Below are 17,562 nucleotides of genomic sequence, written 5' to 3'. Positions count from 1 at the left end.
CATCCGCTCCGCCCGGTGCAACCGACGGATCTCCGCCCAGTCCTCCACGCTCAGCACCTCCCGATGCTTTCGGAGGGGGTCAAAGTTCAGCCGGAACCACGGGGTCAGTTTTCAGGCGGAGCCGACACGCTGGCGGACGTCGTCCGAACCAGAGTCATGCTTGTTGACGTCGCCCGTTGGTGAGAGGCAGCGCGCGTACGTGGCGAACCCCTGTTCTCAGGTTCGGCCGGCGGGCACACCTCACACCTCGCTCATGGTCACTACACCTGGACGGTGACCACGTGGTCTTGCCGTCCGCCGCGATGGACAAGCGGTGGCTGTCGGCTCGCACCAGCGCCTCCGCGGTGGCCGCCGGGGCGGTGCCGCTGCTGCGGTTGACGATCACGTGTGAGCCGATCCGCGACGATGCCGCCGCGAAGCGTTGTTCAACTAATTCATGACGGGCGTCAGAAATCGTTGACATTCGATGTGCGGTTGGTTGACCATGGCCAACACAGCGGCGTGCCCCCCACGCAACAGCAGAGAACCTGTAGATCCCAGGCATCCGCCGGCTTTCGACGTACCCATCACCCCGTCCAGGAAGGGCCCGTCAATGAAGAAGGTCATGGCTCTCGGGCTGATCGCCGCTACCGCGATCGCCCTGACCGGATGTACCGATTCCGATGCGTCCGCCCCGTCCGACCAGGCCGGCGGCGACCTGCGCCAGGTCCGGGTCGCGGCGCTGCCCATCACCGAGACCGCCGCGTTGTGGGGCGGCATCAAGGCGGGCATCTTCGCCGAGCGAGGGCTCAAGGTCGAGGTGCTGCCCGCCCAGGGCGGCGCGCAGGCCATCCCGGCACTGATGAACGGCGACATCGACTTCGCGATCGGCCAGCCGTTCGGCCCGTTCCGGGCCGACCTGCAGAACCTCGGCGTCGTCATCATCGGCAACTACGCCTCCTCGTACGCGCAAGGCGACGACATCAACGCCGTGGTGGCCTCGGCGAAGTCTGGCATCAAGCGACCGGCCGACCTCGCTGGCAAGCGGGTCTCGGTCAACAGCCTGGGCGCGGCAGGCGACGTGACGATCATGGCGGCGGTCGAGAAGGACGGCGGCGACCCGTCCACGATCAAGTTCGTCGAGGTCGCCTTCCCGGACACCCCCGCACAGCTCGAGGCCGGCAACATCGACGCCGCCTGGGTGCCGGAACCCTTCGTCACCCAGCTGAGGAGCCGCGGTGACACCTTCGTCGTCGCGCCCTACCAGGCGGTCGTACCCGGCCTGACCACCCTCACCACGATCACCACCAAGGAACGCACGGAGAAGGACGCCAAGCTGGTCGAGGACTTCTCGGCGGCGATGAAGAAGACCCTCGAGTGGGCCCAGGACCCGGCCAACGAGACGGCGGTCCGACAGGCCATCAAGGACAACCTCCAGATGCCGCCGGCGGTGGCGGACTCGGTCAAGCTGCCGGCGTTCGGTTGGGACGTCGACCGGACGAGCCTGCAGACGCTCGCCGAGTTGGCGCAGAAGTACAAGGTGCTCAACCAGCAGCCGAATCTCGACCGCCTCGTCCAGCAGAAGTAGCCGGCGCCTTGCCGCCCTTCCCGACCCCCGGCCGGGGAGGGCGTCGCCGCCCGCGTGACCATGGGAGTGACATGCGCGTCCATTCCACCCGGCGCCTGCGCACGTTACGCACGGCGTCGCTGGGCGTCGTCGGGCTCGCCGGGTTCCTCGTCGCCTGGCAGTTGGTCCCGACGCTGGGTCTGATCAACCCCCAGTACCTGCCGTACGTGACGGACGTGCTGGCGCGGCTCGCCGAGGAGTTCGTCGACCTCGCGTTCTGGCGGCGGCTCGGGTCCACCATGACGTCCTGGGCGATCGGCCTGGCAGTGGCGACGTCCGCCGCCGTCGTGCTCGGCACGATCGTCGGTCTGGTGCCGGTCCTGCGGCGCGCGACCCACACGATGGTCGAGTTCCTGCGCCCCATCCCGTCGGTCGCCCTCATCCCGCTCGCCGTGCTGATGTTCGGCATCCAGCCCCAGGCCGCCCTCGTCATCATCGTCTACGCGTCGTTCTGGCAGGTGTTCGTGCAGGTCATCTACGGCGTTGCCGACGTCGACGCGGTCGCTCGCGACACCGCCCGCAGCTTCGGTCTGACCCGGCGCGAACAGTTGTCGCACCTCGTCCTGCCGACCGCCCTGCCCTACCTCATGACCGGTCTGCGGCTCGCCGCGGCGGTCGCGCTCATCCTCGCCATCACCGCGGAGATGGTGATCGGCAACCCCGGTCTCGGCCGCATGATCGAGCTGTCCCGGTCCAGCGGCGACGCCGTGGGCCTCTACGCCCTCGTCGTGGTGACCGGCCTGCTCGGGCTCCTGGTGAACCTCGTCTTCCGGTTCGTCGAGCGGCGGGCGCTCTCCTGGCACCAGTCCGTACGCGGAGAGGAGGCGCGGTGACCGCGTATTCCGGCCGGATCGGTACCACACCGCGCGGGCGCGGCGTCGGAGCCCGCCTCGCGGCGGGCTTCCTCTACGCGCTCGGGCTGCCGATGCTGCTCCTGGTCGTCTGGGGCCTGGTGGCGACGAGAGCGACGAGCCAATTCTTCCCCGGCCCGCTGACGATCGCCGAAGCCTTCGTGGACACCTGGGTCGGTCCCGCGTTCGTCGAGGACGTGCTGCCCAGCCTGTACCGCCTCGGCATCGGCATCACCGCGTCGATCGTGCTCGGCGTCGCCGCCGGCACCGTCATCGGCCTGGTCCACTGGTTGCGCGAACTCCTCGAACCGCTGCTGGAGTTCTTCCGGGCCATCCCACCGCCGGTGCTGATCCCGGTGATGATGCTCCTGCTCGGCATCACGGACACCATGAAGGTGGTCGTGATCGTCTCCGGCGCGGTCTGGCCGATCCTGCTGAACACGATCGAGGGGGTTCGGGCGACCGACAGTGTCATGAAGGAGACCGCGGATGCGTTCCGGATCACCTGGTCCGAGCGGCTGTGGTTCCTCGTGCTCCCCGCCGCAAGTCCCCGTATCATGGCCGGGGTCCGGCAGGGCCTCTCGGTCGCGCTGATCCTGATGGTCATCTCCGAGATGTTCGCCTCGTCCTCCGGGCTCGGGTACCGGATCGCCTACTTCCAGCGGAACTACCTCATCGCCGAGATGTGGAGCGGCATCCTCCTGCTCGGTCTCGTCGGCGTCTTTCTCGCCGTCGTCTTCGGTCTCGTCGAGCGGCGCGTCCTGCGCTGGTACCACGGAATCAGGGAGGTCAACCGTGCCTGATCGGAGCACCCTGCTGCGGGTGGAACACCTGCGGAAGGTCTACGAGTCCGCGACGGGGAACGTCGAGGCGATCGGGGACCTCAGCTTCACCATGGAGGCGGGTGAACTCGTCTGCATCGTCGGGCCGTCCGGGTGCGGCAAGACGACCCTGCTGAAGTGCCTCGCCGGCCTGCTGCGGCCGACCAGTGGCGTGGTCGAGATGGACGGCTCGCCGGTGACCGGGCCGAGTCCCGCCATGGCAGTCGTGTTCCAGGAGTACGGTCGCAGCCTCTACCCGTGGCTCACCGTGCGCGGCAACGTCGAACTTCCGCTGCGGCACAAGAAGCTTCCCCGGGCCGAGCGCGACAAACTGGTCACCGACGCGATCGAGGCGGTCGGTCTGGCGCACGCCGCGCGCAGCCACCCGTGGCAGCTCTCCGGTGGGATGCAGCAGCGGGTGGCGATCGCGCGGGCGATCGCCTACCAACCCGAGGTCCTGATCATGGACGAGCCGTTCGCTGCGGTGGACGCGCAGACCCGGGCGGACCTGGAGGATCTGGTCCGCGAGCTGCATACCAGCCGCAGGATATCGGCCCTCTTCGTCACCCACGACATCGACGAGTCGGTGTACCTCGGCCAGCGGGTTCTCGTATTGTCCACGTCGCCGACCCGGGTCCAGGAGGACCTCGCGATCGACCTGCCGCCGGAGCGCGACCAGATCACGACCCGCGCCCTGCCCCGTTTCACGGAACTGCGGACGCACGTCTACGACCAGATCCAGCGGGCCAAGCGCGGGCAGGCGGTGGCCCCGAGATCCGCGCGATGATCGGGTGCACCATACCGGCGTCGCTGAAAGGCGAGGGTTGTGCGTAGTCGTCAGCCGAAACAACTGTTGCTCGCGTTCTTCGGCGAGCATGTTGTCGATAACGTTACCGGGCCGGTCCGGGCGAGCGCCCTGATCAGCGTGCTGGAGGGTGCGGGAGTGGCCGCGCCGGCGACGCGAGCCACCCTCGACCGCCTCGTGCGCAGCGGCATCCTCGCCCGCACCCGCAGCGGCCGCGAGACCCTGTTCTCGTTGACCGAGCACGGGGCTGCGGTGCTGCGCGAGGCGAAGGACCGGGTACGCGGGCCACGGCCGTTCGATCCGCAGGGCAGCGGGTGGACCCTGGTCACCTTCTCGATCCCCGAGGGGCAGCGGATGTTGCGGCACCGGCTGCGCTCGACCCTCACCTGGGAGGGCTTCGCGCCGATCCGGGACGGGCTGTGGCTGGCGCCGGGCGAGGTCGACCTCGCCGGTTCGTTGGAGCCGCTGCGGCAGGATCTCCCGCCCAACGCCGTGGTCGCCTTCCACGCCCGCGCACTCGACGGATTCCCGATCGGCGAGAGCGTGCGCGCCGCCTGGGACATCGAGGCGATCCGGCGGCAGCACCTGGCGTTCATCGAGGTGTGGGACGACCCGACCGCGACCGCGATGGCGCCCAGCGCGCTGACCGTGCGGACGATGCTGGTGGCGGACTGGCTCGCGCTGCTGCGCGCCGACCCGAGGCTGCCCGCCGAGTTCATGGACGCGCAATGGCCAGCCACCCGGTCGGCGGAGACCTATCGACGGACGCACGAGAAGTTTGCCGAGGCGTCCGACGCGGAGTTCGCCGACCTCGTCGCGGCCCCGAGCGGGGTCAGGCGCCGAAGCGGGCGCTGGTAGCTGCGCTCGTGGAATGCTGGGGCCTGCGGATTGAGTCCGCGGAGTACCTACCGGTGGGCGCGGTAGCCACCACTGGTCTGTCGTCGACCGGAGCGGGACCGCCTGGTTCGTGAAGGTCGACGACCTCAGTGTCAACGAAGCCGCCTGGGCTCGTGGAAACCGGCGTCGCCGGACGCCGTCGGACACCGACAGCTGACCGCCCCGGTTCGGCGGCTGGTGCCGGTGTGCGTGGGCAGCAATCAGAGCAACGACCCGGGTGCCTCGACCGGAGCCTGGCCGGGCCGCGATTGCGGGTCAACGAAACAGTAGCCGCAATCCGAGCACTGATTGTGGTGCAGGCCGTGGCAAATCTCCGCGAGGAGCACGTACGGATTCTCGGGGCGGGCGACGGATGGTTGCCGCACCCTCCCGGCAGCGGCAACAGCCGCCAGCGGGACTTTCCCTGGACGGCGGCGTTCGAGGCAGCGACCCGGCTGGCTGACGACGTGCCAGCCAGCAGCACCGATCGGAGCTGATTCACCCCGGACGGCAGGTGTCGAGGTCCTGGCCGCCGACCTGTACCCCGCCCGGGCGGTGGCCCTCGCCGGGAACGCGACCGACTCGCTCGGCCGGAACACCCGCCTGGCATCCCTGTTCGTTGACGTGGCACGCGCCTACGGCGTGATATCGCGCCACCCCGGCAAGTCCTGCCGCTGAATCGGCACTGAAACGACATTCCCCGCTGGCGTGACAGTTCTCACGTCTGCCATCTTCGCCGGCTCCCGGAAGGTCGATGCCCAGGCTGCAAAGAAATCACATTCCTATATGGAAATACATGACGGGGGAGGGCATTCGTCGCACGGTGCCTCCGTGCTCCAATTGCCACAGACGGGGGGCGCGCTTGGGTTCAGCCTGTCGACGCGGCCGGTGACCCCGACCAAATCGACAGGCTGGACACACCGTCAGATCCGCCGGTCCGAGGCCGGCATGTTGGAAGTCGTCGCCCGACAGGGCTGCCGGCGCACTCGTTGAAGCGTGCGCCGGTGACGCGGGTGACACAGTCCTCAGGAGAATGGTCTGACCATGTCAATTCAGCGCCGACACATCATCCGCGTGGCCGCGGCTGCTGCGGCCGTCGTGGTGGGAGCCGCGATGACGGCCACGCCGGCCGCCGCCCAGACCGCGACCACACCCGCGCCGCTACTGCCGGCCGAGGGCGGCACGCCCAACGGCGGCTACATCGTTGTACTCAAGGACAGGCCGACCGTGGGTGGCGCGGCCAGCGACCCCGCCAAGGCGGCCGAGCGAGCCGGTGGCCGGGATGTCCGCCGCTACTCGACGGTGCTGCGCGGCTTCTCCGCGAAGCTCGACGCCGACGCGCTCGACGCGGTCCGCGCCAACCCGAACGTGGCGTACGTGCGCGCCGACTCGCGGTTCCTGGCGATCGAAAAGCCGCCCGAGGGCCGCGGCAGCGTCGGCGGCGTTCAGCCCAACCCGCCGTCCTGGGGGCTCGACCGCGTCGACCAGCGCAACCTGCCGCTCGACTCGCAGTTCAGCTACGACGCCACCGGCACCGGCACCACCGTGTACGTGGTCGACTCCGGCATCCGCACCACCCACACCGACTTCGGCACGCGAGCACAGTGGGCGTACAACGCCGTCGACGACGGTGCCGGCCCGAACGCCGGGGACTGCCACGGCCACGGCACGCACGTCGCCGGCACGATCGGCGGCACCTCCTACGGGGTCGCCAAGAACGCCCAGATCCGCGACGTGCGGGTGCTCGACTGCGAGGGCTTCGGCTCGAACGCCGACCTGATCGAGGGCATGGACTGGATCGCCGCGAACGCACCCGCGCGCTCGGTGGCGAACTTCAGCCTGCAGAACTACGGCTCCGTGGTGAACACCGCCGCCGAGAACATGATCGACGCCGGTGTGCTGCCCGTCTTCATCGCGGGCAACTTCAACACCGACGCCTGCGGCAACAACCCCCGCTCCTCCCGGGGCATCGTCACCGGTGCCAGCGCCTTCGACGACACCCGGTGGTCGAGCTCGAACTTCGGCTCCTGTGTGGACATTTTCGCTCCCGGCGCCGGCATCACCTCCGCCGGCCGCACCAGCGACACCGCCGTCGCTTCGGGCTGGTCGGGCACTTCGATGGCGGCTCCGCACGTGGCCGGCTGGGTGGCCCGGCACCTGGAGACCAACCCCACCGCCACGCTCGCGCAGGCCAAGACGGCCCTGATCGCCGCCGCGACCACCAACGTGCTGACCAACGTCGGCACCGGCTCCCCCAACCGCCTGCTCTACACCGAGCCGGACGGCGGCGGCACCCCGGACACCAGCGCGCCGACGGTGCCGGGCGCCCCGGTCGCTTCGAGCGTGACCGCCACCTCGGCGTCGCTCACCTGGCCGGCCTCCACCGACAACGTCGGCGTCACCGGCTACGACGTGCAGCGCTCGGTCGACGGCGGCTCGTACACGACGGTCGGCACGCCGACCACCAACTCGTTCACCGCGACCGGGCTGACCGCGTCCAGGGCGTACCAGTTCAAGGTGCGGGCCAGGGACGCGGCCGGCAACGTGTCGGCGTACTCCTCGGCCGTCAGCTTCACCACGCCGCCAGCCTCCACCGGGGCCTGCCAGGTGACCTACTCCATCAACAGCAACGGGGGCGGCTTCACCAGCACGATCGTCATCAAGAACACCGGTTCCAGCACCATAAACGGCTGGACGCTGGCGTTCGCGCTACCCGCCGGGCAGACGTACGCCAACGGCTGGTCGGCCACCTACGCCACGAGCGGTCAGAACGTGACCGCCACGTCGGTGTCGTGGAACTCGACGCTCCACCCGCAGGGAACCGCGACGATCGGATTCAACGGCACCGGCAATGGCACCATCCACCCGGCAACCTTCACCCTCAACGGTTCCACCTGCACCACCGCCTGACCGGGCCATAGGCTCCAGCACACCCGGGCCCCGCCGTGATGTCGCGGCGGGGCCCGGTCCCTCAACTGAATCGGCGGGCACCTGCCCACCAAGCACCCCGTACGTACCCATCGGACATCTCGAACGCCGAGGGGCCGATCCTGGCGCCGCTGGTCAGGCCTTACTGCTGGTGCGCCCCCGTTGCGGCGTCAGTCGCAGGAGCCGGTCGAGCGTCACGGGTAGTACCGGTAGACGGCCTGCGCCACGCAGGCGGGCTTGTCGCTGCCGTCGACCTCGACCGCGAAGTCGGCGAGCACCTCGACGCCACCGCCCTTGACGTCCTCGACCGACGCGAGCCGGCCCTTCAGGCGGATCTTGGCGCCCACCGGCACGGGGGAGGGGAAGCGCACCTTGTTGAGGCCGTAGTTGACCGCCATGCCGATGCCGTTCATCACCAGCAGCTGGCTGAAGAGGGGGATGAGCAGCGAGAGCGTCAGATACCCGTGCGCGATGGTGCCGCCGAACGGCCCCGTCCTGGCCTTCGCAGGGTCCACGTGGATCCACTGGTGGTCGTCGGTCGCGTCGGCGAAGGTGTTCACCCGCTGCTGGGTCACCTCCAGCCAGCCGGTGTGACCGAGGTCGGCGCCGGCCTGTGCCTTCAGTTCCTCCAGGCCGTTGACGGTGATGCTCATCAGGGTCCCTCCTTGTCCTTGACGTGCGTCTCGCGCAGCCGGCTCTTGAGCAGCTTGCCGGTGGCGTTGCGGGGTAGCTCGTCCACGAAGCGGAACGACTTGGGGATCTTGTACTTGGCGATCCGGCCGTGCAGGTATCCGTGCAGGTCCTCCTCGCCGGCCTGCGCGCCGGGGTGCAGCACGACGAACGCGAGCCCGACCTCGCCCCACTTTTCGTCGGGCACGCCGATCAGCGCGGCCTCAGCGACGGCGGGATGGCTGACCAGGACGTTCTCGACCTCGGCCGGGTAGATGTTCTCCCCGCCCGAGATGATCATGTCTTTGATTCGGTCGACGATGTAGGCGTACCTGTCGTCGTCGGTGACCGCGACGTCCCCGGAGCGGAACCAGTCGCCCTCGGCGAACGCCCGTGCCGTCGCCTCCGGCTGTCCCCAGTAGCCCGCCATGACGTTCGGGCCCTGGACGATCACCTCGCCCTTCTCCCCGGGCGGGCAGTCGGTCAGGTCCGGCCGGACCACCCGCACGTCGGTGAAGAAGTGTGGCACGCCGGCGGAGCCGGCCTTGGCCAGCACCTCGGAGCGGTCCAGCAGCAGCACGCCAGGCGCGGCCTCGGTCATGCCGTACCCCTGGATGAAGGTCAGCCCCCGCGCAAGATACGCGCGGATGGTGGCGTCGGGCACCGGCGCGCCGCCGCACATCAGCGTGCGCAGGCTGCTCAGGTCCGCCGAGGGCCAACGGGGCAGGCTCGCCAGCGTGTTGAACATCGCCGGCACGGCGAACATGAACGTGACCTGCCGCGCCGCGATGAGGTCCAGCGTGCGCTCCGGATCGAACACCGGCTCCAGCAGCACCCGGCCGCCCTTGAGCAGGGTCGGCAGGCACGTCATGTTCAGGCCGGCGGTGTGGAACAGCGGCGCCACCACCAGCGTCACCTCGTCGCCGGCCAGGTCGGCGTCGACCAGGACGTTGATGCTGTTCCAGGTGATGTTGCCGTGGGTGAGCATGGCGCCCTTGGCCCGGCCGGTGGTGCCGGAGGTGTACATGATGATGCACGGGTCGGCCAGCGACACCGGCTCGTCGACGGGCTCCGCGCTGCTGCGCGCCAGCAGCGGCTCGTAGTCGTCCGCCAGCGCCACCAGGTGCGCCACGGTCAGCCGCTCGCGCATCGCGTCCACGACCGCCGCCTGCTCGGGGGCGTACACCAGCACGCGGCTGTCCGAGTCGGCGAGGTGATCGGCGATCTCAGGCCCGGCGAGGCGCGTGTTGAGCGGCACGAAGACCGCCCCCAGCGTTCCCGCGGCGAACAGTGTCTCCAGGAACGCCGGGTGGTTGGGCCCGAGGTAGGCCACCCGATCGCCGCGGGTGACGCCGAGTGCGCGCAGGCCGTGGGCCAGGCGCAGCACCCGCTCGTGCAGCTGCCGGTACGTCCACTCCCGGTCCTGGTGCACCACGGCCACCCGGTGCGGGGTCTTGCGATCCCGCCGGGCCGTCCACGATCCGATCCCCTGGTTGCGCACCGGGCCGACCCCCTACTCCTTCACCAGGCCCAGCAGGCGGGCCGCGTTCTCCTTGAGGATCTTCGGCCGCACCTCGGCCTTGATCGGCAGCTGCTCGAAGTCGGCGAGCCAACGCTCCGGCGTCAGCAGCGGAAAGTCCGACCCGAACAGCACCTTTTCTTTCAGCAGCGTGTTCGCGTACTGGACGAGCTGCGGCGGGAAGTACTTCGGCGACCATCCCGACAGGTCGATGTGGACCTGCGGCTTGTGCGTCGCCACTGCCAGCGCCTCGTCCTGCCACGGGAAGGACGGGTGGGCCAGGATGATCGGCATGCCGGGGAAGTCGGCGGCCACGTCGTCGACGTACATGGGATTGGAGTACTTCAGCCGGATCCCGCCGCCGCCGGGGGCGCCCGCGCCGATGCCGGTCTGCCCGGTGTGGAACACCGCCGGCACGCCCAGTTCCTCGATCACCTCGTACAGCGGGTATGCCATCCGGTCGTTGGGATAGAACGCCTGCACGTTGGGGTGGAACTTGAAGCCGCGTACACCGTGCGCCTCCACCAGCCGCCGCGCCTGCCGCGCACCGGCCCTGCCCTTCGCCGGGTCGATGCTGGCGAACGGGATGATGACGTCGGGGTTGGCGGCCCCGGCCTCGGCGATCTCCTCGTTGTCGATCGCCGGCACACCGGTGGCCGACTCCGCGTCGACGGTGAAGACGACGCAGGCCATCCGGCGCTCGCGGTAGTACGCCGCGATCTCCGGCAGGGTGGGGCGGCGGTGCTGGTGCGCCACCTTGAAGTACTCGCCCGACGCCGCCTCCAGCTCCGCCGACAGCGAGCCCTGGCCGCGCGAGGAAACCTCGGCGTGGGTGTGCACGTCGATGGCGACGAGCTCGTCGACGTTCACGGTGTCGCCTGCGGCGCCGGAATGCCGTAGGTCTGCGGCTCGCGGCCCACCGACACACCCCACGCGGCGGCGATGGCGTCGGCGCTCCAGCCCCCGTCGGCGTACGCCACCGCCACCTCCTGCGGGTGCGACCACAGCGACAGCTTGTCGCCGCCGATGCCGATGCACTGCCCGGTGACGCCGCGCGCCGCGTCGGAGGCAAGGAACGCGATCAGGCCTGCGCAGTCCTGTGCGGTGCCGAAGCCCTCACCCTTTCGCAGGAAGTCCGGCAAGGGCTCGCCGCGCTCCTCCAGGGCCTGCACGTACGGCGCGAACGCCGGGATCGTCTTGGTCATCGCGGTCGCCGCGGTGGGGATCACGGCGTTGACCGTGATCCCCGCCTTGGCCAGCTCCATCGCCCAGGTGCGCACCATCGCCGCGACGCCGGCCTTGGCGGCGGCGTAGTTGGTCTGGCCGAAGTTGCCCCGCTGGCCGGCCGGTGATCCGGCCACCACCACCGTGCCGCCGTCGCCCTGCACGCGCATCTGCTCGACGGCGGCCCGCACGCACGTGAACGTCCCCCGCAGGTGGACCTGGATCACGGTGTCGAAGTCGTCGTCGCTCATCTTCCACACCACCCGATCGCGCAGCACGCCGGCGTTGGTGACCATCACGTCCAGCCGGCCGAACTCCGTCACCGCCCGCGACACCAGCCGCTGTGCCGCCTCGGTGTCGCCCACCGGCACCACCTCGGCGACGGCCCGTCCGCCGGCCGCGGTCAGCTCGGTGGCCGCCTGCTTGGCGGCCTCCGGGTCGACGTCGTTGACGACCACGGCCGCGCCGGAGTCCACCAGCGCCCGCGCGTACGCCAGCCCCAGTCCCCGGCCGCTACCGGTGACGACGGCGACCTTGCCCGTGAGATCCATCAGTGGTGGTCCTTTCAGTTCAGTGTGCGCCGGTTGGTTCCCACACGTCGGCCGGTCCGGGGCGGGCCGTCCGCGTGCCTTGTCAGGCGGTCGGGAGGTAAACCGACTTGGTCTGCAGGTACGCGTCCAGGGCCTCGGGCCCGTGCTCGCGCCCGTAACCGGACTGCCCGTATCCGCCGAACGGCAGTGCGGCGTCCAGCACGGCCCAGGAGTTGATCCACACGATGCCCGCGCGCAGCTTCGCGGCGACCCGGTGGGCGCGCGCGACGTCGCGGGTGTGCAGGCCTGCCGCGAGCCCGTACGGGGTGCTGTTGGCCAGGGTGACCGCCTCCTCCTCGGTGTCGAAGGGCTGCACGGTCAGCACCGGGCCGAAGATCTCCTCCTGCACGCAGCGCGCGGTGTTGTCCAGATCGGCCAGCACGGTGGGGGCGTAGAAGTACCCTCCGCCCAGGTCCAGCCGGTGGCCTCCGACGACGACGCGGCCCTCGCCGAGCGCCAGGTAGCGCTCCACGTTCTCCAACTGCTTCAGCCCTGCCATGGGGCCCACCACGGTGGCCGGGTCGAGCGGGTCGCCCACGGGCACGTGCGTGGCCGCCTCGGCCAGCGCGCCCAGCACGGTCTCGTAGACGGACCGGTGCACCAACAACCGGGTGCCGCCCATGCAGAACTGGCCGGTGTTGAAGACGAACCCGCCGACCGCCGACTCGATGGCGACACCGATGTCGGAGTCCTCGAAGATGATCTGCGCGGACTTGCCGCCCAGCTCCAGCGTGGTGTGCTTGACCGTGGCCGCCGCAGCGGCGGCGATCCGGCTGCCGGTGCGGGTCGAGCCGGTGAAGGCGATCTTCGCCACGCCGGGGTGCTCGACCAGCGCCGCCCCGGCTTGGCCGCCGCCGGTGACGACATTGAGCACGCCTTCGGGAAGGCCCGCCTCCGTCAGCAGCTCGGCCAGGCGCAGCGCGGTCAGCGGGGTGTCCTCGGCCGGCTTGTGCACGACGGTGTTGCCGGCGGCGAGCGCTGGTGCGATCTTGCTGGTGGACAGGATCAGCGGGAAGTTGAACGGGGTGATCGCGCCGATGACGCCCAGGGGCTCGCGCCGGGTGTAGGCGAAACCGGGCCGGCGGATGCTGCGCGTGGCGCCCTCGATGGTGCCGGCGAGGCCGCCGTAGTAGGCGAAGTGGTCGATGGTGTCACCGAGGTCCACCATCCGGGCGAAGGTGATCGGCTTGCCGGTGTCGAGGCTCTCCAACTGTGCGAGCTCCTCGCGGTGCTGCTGGAGCAGGGCGGCGGCCTTGAGCAGGATGTCGCCGCGCTCACGCGCGGTCAGGGCGGGCCAGGGGCCCTCCGTGAACGCCTCGGTGGCCGCCGCGACGGCCGCGTCGACGTCCTCGTTGCCACCTTCGGCGACCGTCGTGATGAGGCGGCCGTTCGCCGGGTTGATCACGTCGCGCCGGGCGCCGTCGGCGGCGTCACGCCATGTGCCGCCGATGTAGAGCTGGCCGGCTGGCACGGTGGCGCCGCCGGTGGCGGTGGCGCGCTCCTGTTCCTCTGTCATCGTGTCATCTCATCTCGTGGACGGTTCTGCTGTGGACATGAAGGGAACTGTCAGGAACCCTGATGCTCAGAACCGGAGCACGGGCTTGATGGTGCGGCCGGCGTGCATGTCGTCGGCGGCGGACTGGATGTCCGCGAAACCGTACGTGGTGACGAGTCTGTCGACCGGCAGTCGCCCCTGCTCGTAGAGGCGCACCAGCGCCGGGAGCAGCGTCTGGGTGTCGGCCGAGCCGATGGTGACGCCGATCGCCGAGCGTCCCGGCAGCATCGCGTTGACGTCGACCGGCACGTTCGTGCCGAACGGCGGTGCGCCCACGAAGGCCAGCGTCCCGCCGACGGCGAGCGAGGCCAGTCCGGCGGAGATGACCGCCGGTACGCCGGTGGCGTCGAGGACGCGGTCCACGCCGCGCCCGCCGGTCGCCTCGGCCAGCGCGGCGGCGAGGTCGATCTCCCGCGCGTCGATGGTGTGCGTGGCGCCCAGCTCACGGGCGAGTTCCAGGCGGGCGGGCACCCGGTCGACGGCGATGATGCTCGCCGCCGGGCTGAGCGCTGCGGCCATCACGGCGGATAGGCCCACGGTGCCCGCGCCCAGGACGGCGATACTCGCTCCGGCACCCGGCGCGAGCACGTTGAACACGGTGCCGACGCCGGTGAGCACGCCGCAGCCGAGCGGGGCGAGCACGTCGAGGGGTGTGTCGGGGCCGACCCGTACGGCGCTGCGCTCGTCGACCAGCGCCACGGTGGAGAAGGACGACTGGCCGAAGAAGTGGCCGTGCAGCCGGCTGCCGTCCGTGCCGCTCAGTGGCGCCGTGCCGTCCGGGCGCGCGCCGCCCAGCAGGTTGCGCGGCAGCCAGGTGTCGCAGTAGGCGGGGCGGCCGCTGCGGCAGACGGTGCAGTGGCCGCAGGAGGAGAAGGAGAGCAGCACCTTGTCGCCGGGTGTGATCGCGGTGACGGCGGCGCCGACCGCCTCGACGACGCCGGCGCCCTCGTGGCCGAGCACGCCGGGCAGGGGGAAGGGCAGGTGCCCTGCCTGTACGCCGAGATCGGTGTGGCAGATCCCGGTCGCCGTCATCCTGACGACGATCTCGTGCGGCCCCGGCTCGTCCAAGGCGATCGGCTCGAGGGTGAACGGCTTGCCGGCGTCGCGGACGACCGCGGCGGTGGCGGTGCGGGGCATCGTTGCCTCCTCGGAACGGCGGTGCGAGGGTGGCGGGTCAACTATCAGGTTTCCTGATAGCTTTTGTATCGCCGTCGTTGCCGACGTGTCAATAGAGGAGTTGGACGATCATGACGAGTACGGCCGGATGGTTCGGCGCCATCGCCAGGGAGGTCCGGCACACTGGCGGCATGCAGTCTTCGTCCGCGGGCATACCGGGGGCACCCGTGACCCAGCACGGCCAGCCACCTCGCGTCATCTACCTGATCAAGCAGACCGAGTCGGCGATCCGGGCACACCTCGACGCCGTGCTGCGTGAACACGGCCTGACGACGATGCAGTACACGGCGCTCACCGTGCTGCAGCACCGCGAGGACCTGTCTTCGGCGCAGCTGGCACGGCGCTCCTTCGTCAAGCCGCAGACCATGCACGAGATGGTCGTGGCCCTGGAACGGCAGGGTCTCGTCGAGCGCCACCGCAGCTCCGGCCAGCGGCATGTGCTGCTCACCCGGCTCACCGCCGAAGGGCGTACGAAACTCGCCGAGTGCCAGGCCGACGTCGCACACATCGAGCAGCAGATGACCGAGGACCTCACCGCCGCCGAGCTGGCCATGCTGCGCGCCCTGCTCGAACGCTGCCACCACGCACTGTCCCGCCCGCTGTCGAAGCCCTGACACGCAGCCGGTCACCGCCGGACAGGATGTCCTCTCCCGGAGCGCAGCCGGGCGGGGACGCGCTCGCCCACCCCCTACCACCGGGCGGTGAGTCCTCGGGGACAGCCCGTGTGCCTCGCGCGGGCGTTCACAGGTCGAGGACCAGACGCGCGCCGAGCGAGCGGGACACGCAGATCATCATGACGTCGTTGGCAGCGCGTTCGGCGGCCGTCAGCACCGAGTCCCGGTGGTCCGGCTCGCCGCCGAGCACGCCCGTCTCGCAGGTGCCGCACGTGCCCTCCCGGCACGACGACAGCACCGCGACACCGGCCTGCTCGGCCACGCTCAGAATCGACACGCCCGCGGGGACGGCCAGCGTGCGGCCGCTACACCGCAGTTCGACCTCGAACGGCTCGTCGTCGAACCCGCCGCCGGGCGGCTTCGGGGCGAACCGCTCGACGTGCAGCGCGCCGGCCGGCCAGCGTCCGCACCGCTGTTCGACCGCGGTCAGCAGCGCCTCCGGCCCGCAGCAGTACACGAGCGTGTCGGCGCTCGGTGCGCCGAGCAGCTCGTCGAGGTCGAGCAGCCCCGTCTCGTCCTGGGGCCGCACCGACACCCGGTCGCCGTAAGACGCCAGCCGGTCCAGGAACGCCATCGAGGCGCGACGTCGGCCGCCGTACACCAGCCGCCACCGCGCGCCGGAAAGCTCGGCGGCGCGCAGCATCGGCAGGATGGGGGTGATGCCGATGCCCCCGGCGATGAAGAGATAGCTGGGGGAGTCGAGCAGCGGGAAGTGGTCGCGCGGGCCGCGCACCCGCACCGTGGCGCCGGTGGCCAGCTCGTCGTGTACGAAGGCGGAGCCGCCGCGCCCGTCCGGCTCGCGCAGCACGGCGACCTCGTAGCGGTGCCGGTCGCTCACGTCGCCGCACAGCGAGTACTGCCGGACGAATTCGTTGCCGAGCACCAGGTCGATGTGCGCGCCAGGCGTCCACTGCGGAAGCGGCGTGCCACCCGGACTGGCCAGCGTGAGCGACACGACGCCGTCCGCGACCGGTTCCCGCCGCTCGACGAGCAGTTCGCGCTCACTCACGGTCGTCCATCGCCTCGTGCTCCGGGTGGGCGAGCAGCCACTGCCACAGCCGCACCGGGTCGTCGGCCTCCTGGTCGGCGCCGCAGTGGCAGACGCCGACCAGGCGGTCCGAGCCCGGCGACCACACGATCCGGTAGACGGTTGTGCCGGTCACAGCAGGTCCCGCAGCATCCGCCGGGCCGCCAGCCCGCCGGTGTCGATGTTGATACTGAGTTCCTGGTATCCGGCGGGCTCGGCGGCGATCACCTGCTCCAGGGCGTTGAGCGCGACGACGTCCTGCATCACGACGGTGTGGTTGCTGGTCGCCAGGTACTCGGAGACCTCCTCGTCGCCGACCGCGAAGTCCCGCGACACCATCCAGAAGTCCAGCGTGGTGTGCTCCGTCTCGGGCGTGATGGCGTACACGATCTCGGCGTGGCACGCCGCCCGGTCGTCGCCGTCCGGGCCCGGCTCGACCCCGGTGGGCGCGATACGGCTGTGCAGCTGGTACAGGCACGGCGGCCGGTACTCGATGTCCTGCCAGCGGTCGATGCGCCCGGCGATGCCGGTGGATCTGGCGTAGAAGGGCGGGCACTCGACGTCTTTCATGCGGCGGCTCACCCGCACGATGCCGGCGTCCTCGTCGACCTCGGTGGTGATCGGGGTCTCGGCGACCTCGGGCGTGCCGATGTACCCGCCGTGCAGGTACGTCTCGTGCGACAGGTCCATCAGGTTGTCCACGAGCAGCCCGTAGCGGGCCGCGAGCGGCTCCATACCGCGCACCGTCGTCCAACCGGGGGCGTCCAGCCACGGCACCCGGGGAACGTCGGCCGGGTCCGCGTTCTCCGGGTCGCCGATCCAGACCCAGACGAGGGTGTCCTGCTCCACGACGGGATAGGCGGGCACCCGCGCGGTGCGGGGGATCCGCGTCTGCGCGGGGACGTAGACGCAGGCACCGCTCGGCTCGTACGTGAAGCCGTGGTAGCCGCACACGATCCGGTCGCCGTCACGGCGGCTCATCGACAGCGGGTAGCGGCGGTGCACGCAGCGGTCGGCCAAGCCGACGGCCGTGCCGTCCGTGGTGCGGTACAGCACGATCGGCTCACCGCAGATGGTGCGGGCGAGCAGTTCCTCGCCGACCTCCTGGCTGTACGCGGCGACGTACCACTGGTTGCGGGCGAAGGCGGTGGTGGCGCTCATGTCGGGCCTCCCGGGGCGGGGTTTCCCAGACGATGAGCCCCGAAGGGAGACCGCCGCCACAGAGCTTCCGTTCAACGGAA

General features: G+C 70.5%; 17 protein-coding genes and 1 pseudogene. 9 read left to right on the top strand and 9 right to left on the bottom strand.

Features of this window, described 5'->3' with window-relative positions; all coding sequences use genetic code 11:
* Window positions 1-281 precede the first annotated feature (281 nt).
* The 8 genes and pseudogenes from E1166_RS30950 to E1166_RS15080 all read left to right on the top strand — a co-directional run bounded on the left by E1166_RS30950 (window position 282) and on the right by E1166_RS15080 (window position 7,869).
* Window positions 282-440, top strand: a complete 159-nt coding sequence (locus E1166_RS30950; protein ID WP_165944344.1) for a hypothetical protein — start codon at window positions 282-284, stop codon at window positions 438-440.
* A 164-nt stretch (window positions 441-604) separates the two neighbouring features.
* Complete coding sequence (locus E1166_RS15115; RefSeq protein ID WP_243710361.1) at window positions 605-1,567, top strand: ABC transporter substrate-binding protein; 963 nt, start codon at window positions 605-607, stop codon at window positions 1,565-1,567.
* A 71-nt stretch (window positions 1,568-1,638) separates the two neighbouring features.
* Window positions 1,639-2,439, top strand: a complete 801-nt coding sequence (locus tag E1166_RS15110) for an ABC transporter permease (RefSeq protein ID WP_132339450.1) — start codon at window positions 1,639-1,641, stop codon at window positions 2,437-2,439.
* Complete coding sequence (locus tag E1166_RS15105) at window positions 2,436-3,260, top strand: ABC transporter permease (RefSeq protein ID WP_243710360.1); 825 nt, start codon at window positions 2,436-2,438, stop codon at window positions 3,258-3,260. The genes E1166_RS15110 and E1166_RS15105 overlap by 4 nt, the downstream gene beginning before the upstream one ends.
* Window positions 3,253-4,065 carry an ABC transporter ATP-binding protein gene (locus E1166_RS15100; RefSeq protein ID WP_132339448.1) on the top strand — a complete coding sequence of 271 codons (813 nt, stop codon included), beginning with the start codon at window positions 3,253-3,255 and terminating at the stop codon, window positions 4,063-4,065. Before E1166_RS15105 ends, E1166_RS15100 begins: the two co-directional genes overlap by 8 nt.
* A 39-nt stretch (window positions 4,066-4,104) precedes the next feature.
* Complete coding sequence (locus E1166_RS15095; RefSeq protein ID WP_132339446.1) at window positions 4,105-4,941, top strand: PaaX family transcriptional regulator C-terminal domain-containing protein; 837 nt, start codon at window positions 4,105-4,107, stop codon at window positions 4,939-4,941.
* 338 nt (window positions 4,942-5,279) lie between these two features.
* Window positions 5,280-5,456 (top strand): annotated as a pseudogene (locus E1166_RS15085) (flavoprotein); the annotation flags it as partial.
* 616 nt (window positions 5,457-6,072) lie between these two features.
* Window positions 6,073-7,869 carry a S8 family serine peptidase gene (locus E1166_RS15080; RefSeq protein WP_165944343.1) on the top strand — a complete coding sequence of 599 codons (1,797 nt, stop codon included), beginning with the start codon at window positions 6,073-6,075 and terminating at the stop codon, window positions 7,867-7,869.
* A gap of 212 nt (window positions 7,870-8,081) precedes the next feature.
* Here E1166_RS15080 and E1166_RS15075 read toward each other — a convergent pair whose 3' ends face one another.
* From E1166_RS15075 to E1166_RS15050, 6 genes are all read right to left on the bottom strand, one after another.
* Window positions 8,082-8,540, bottom strand: coding sequence for a MaoC family dehydratase (locus E1166_RS15075; RefSeq protein WP_132339442.1), 459 nt, complete (start codon window positions 8,538-8,540; stop codon window positions 8,082-8,084).
* Entirely contained in the window at window positions 8,540-10,057 is a 1,518-nt protein-coding gene (locus tag E1166_RS15070) for a long-chain fatty acid--CoA ligase (RefSeq protein ID WP_132339440.1), read from the bottom strand. Before E1166_RS15070 ends, E1166_RS15075 begins: the two co-directional genes overlap by 1 nt.
* A gap of 12 nt (window positions 10,058-10,069) precedes the next feature.
* Entirely contained in the window at window positions 10,070-10,945 is an 876-nt protein-coding gene (locus E1166_RS15065; RefSeq protein WP_132339438.1) for an amidohydrolase family protein, read from the bottom strand.
* Window positions 10,942-11,850: an SDR family NAD(P)-dependent oxidoreductase gene (locus tag E1166_RS15060; protein ID WP_132339436.1), complete on the bottom strand. Its 909-nt coding sequence runs from the start codon at window positions 11,848-11,850 to the stop codon at window positions 10,942-10,944. Before E1166_RS15060 ends, E1166_RS15065 begins: the two co-directional genes overlap by 4 nt.
* 82 nt (window positions 11,851-11,932) lie before the next feature.
* Window positions 11,933-13,405, bottom strand: a complete 1,473-nt coding sequence (locus E1166_RS15055) for an aldehyde dehydrogenase family protein (RefSeq protein WP_132339434.1) — start codon at window positions 13,403-13,405, stop codon at window positions 11,933-11,935.
* A gap of 66 nt (window positions 13,406-13,471) precedes the next feature.
* Window positions 13,472-14,581: an NAD(P)-dependent alcohol dehydrogenase gene (locus E1166_RS15050; protein ID WP_132339431.1), complete on the bottom strand. Its 1,110-nt coding sequence runs from the start codon at window positions 14,579-14,581 to the stop codon at window positions 13,472-13,474.
* Between the two features lie 170 nt (window positions 14,582-14,751).
* Here E1166_RS15050 and E1166_RS15045 point away from each other — a divergent pair, with 170 nt between their 5' ends.
* Window positions 14,752-15,234 (top strand): MarR family transcriptional regulator, encoded by a 483-nt coding sequence (locus tag E1166_RS15045; RefSeq protein WP_132339429.1) that lies wholly within the window; start codon window positions 14,752-14,754, stop codon window positions 15,232-15,234.
* Between the two features lie 127 nt (window positions 15,235-15,361).
* Here the strand turns inward: E1166_RS15045 and E1166_RS15040 are convergent, their stop codons facing one another.
* The 3 genes from E1166_RS15040 to E1166_RS15035 are packed head-to-tail and all read right to left on the bottom strand — an operon-like array spanning window position 15,362 to window position 17,482.
* A complete protein-coding gene (locus E1166_RS15040) occupies window positions 15,362-16,303 on the bottom strand; it encodes a PDR/VanB family oxidoreductase (RefSeq protein WP_132339427.1) in 942 nt (313 codons plus the stop codon).
* The gene (locus tag E1166_RS30945; protein WP_165944342.1) at window positions 16,296-16,457 is read right to left on the bottom strand and encodes a hypothetical protein; all 162 of its coding nucleotides are present in this window, start codon (window positions 16,455-16,457) and stop codon (window positions 16,296-16,298) included. The genes E1166_RS15040 and E1166_RS30945 overlap by 8 nt, the downstream gene beginning before the upstream one ends.
* The gene (locus tag E1166_RS15035) at window positions 16,454-17,482 is read right to left on the bottom strand and encodes an aromatic ring-hydroxylating dioxygenase subunit alpha (RefSeq protein WP_132339425.1); all 1,029 of its coding nucleotides are present in this window, start codon (window positions 17,480-17,482) and stop codon (window positions 16,454-16,456) included. Before E1166_RS15035 ends, E1166_RS30945 begins: the two co-directional genes overlap by 4 nt.
* Window positions 17,483-17,562: the final 80 nt, after the last annotated feature.

The organism is Micromonospora sp. KC213 (assembly GCF_004348325.1).
Lineage (GTDB): Bacteria > Actinomycetota > Actinomycetes > Mycobacteriales > Micromonosporaceae > Micromonospora.
The sequence above is the reverse complement of the archived record's forward strand: the minus strand, read 5'-3'. Positions and strand labels throughout refer to the sequence as shown.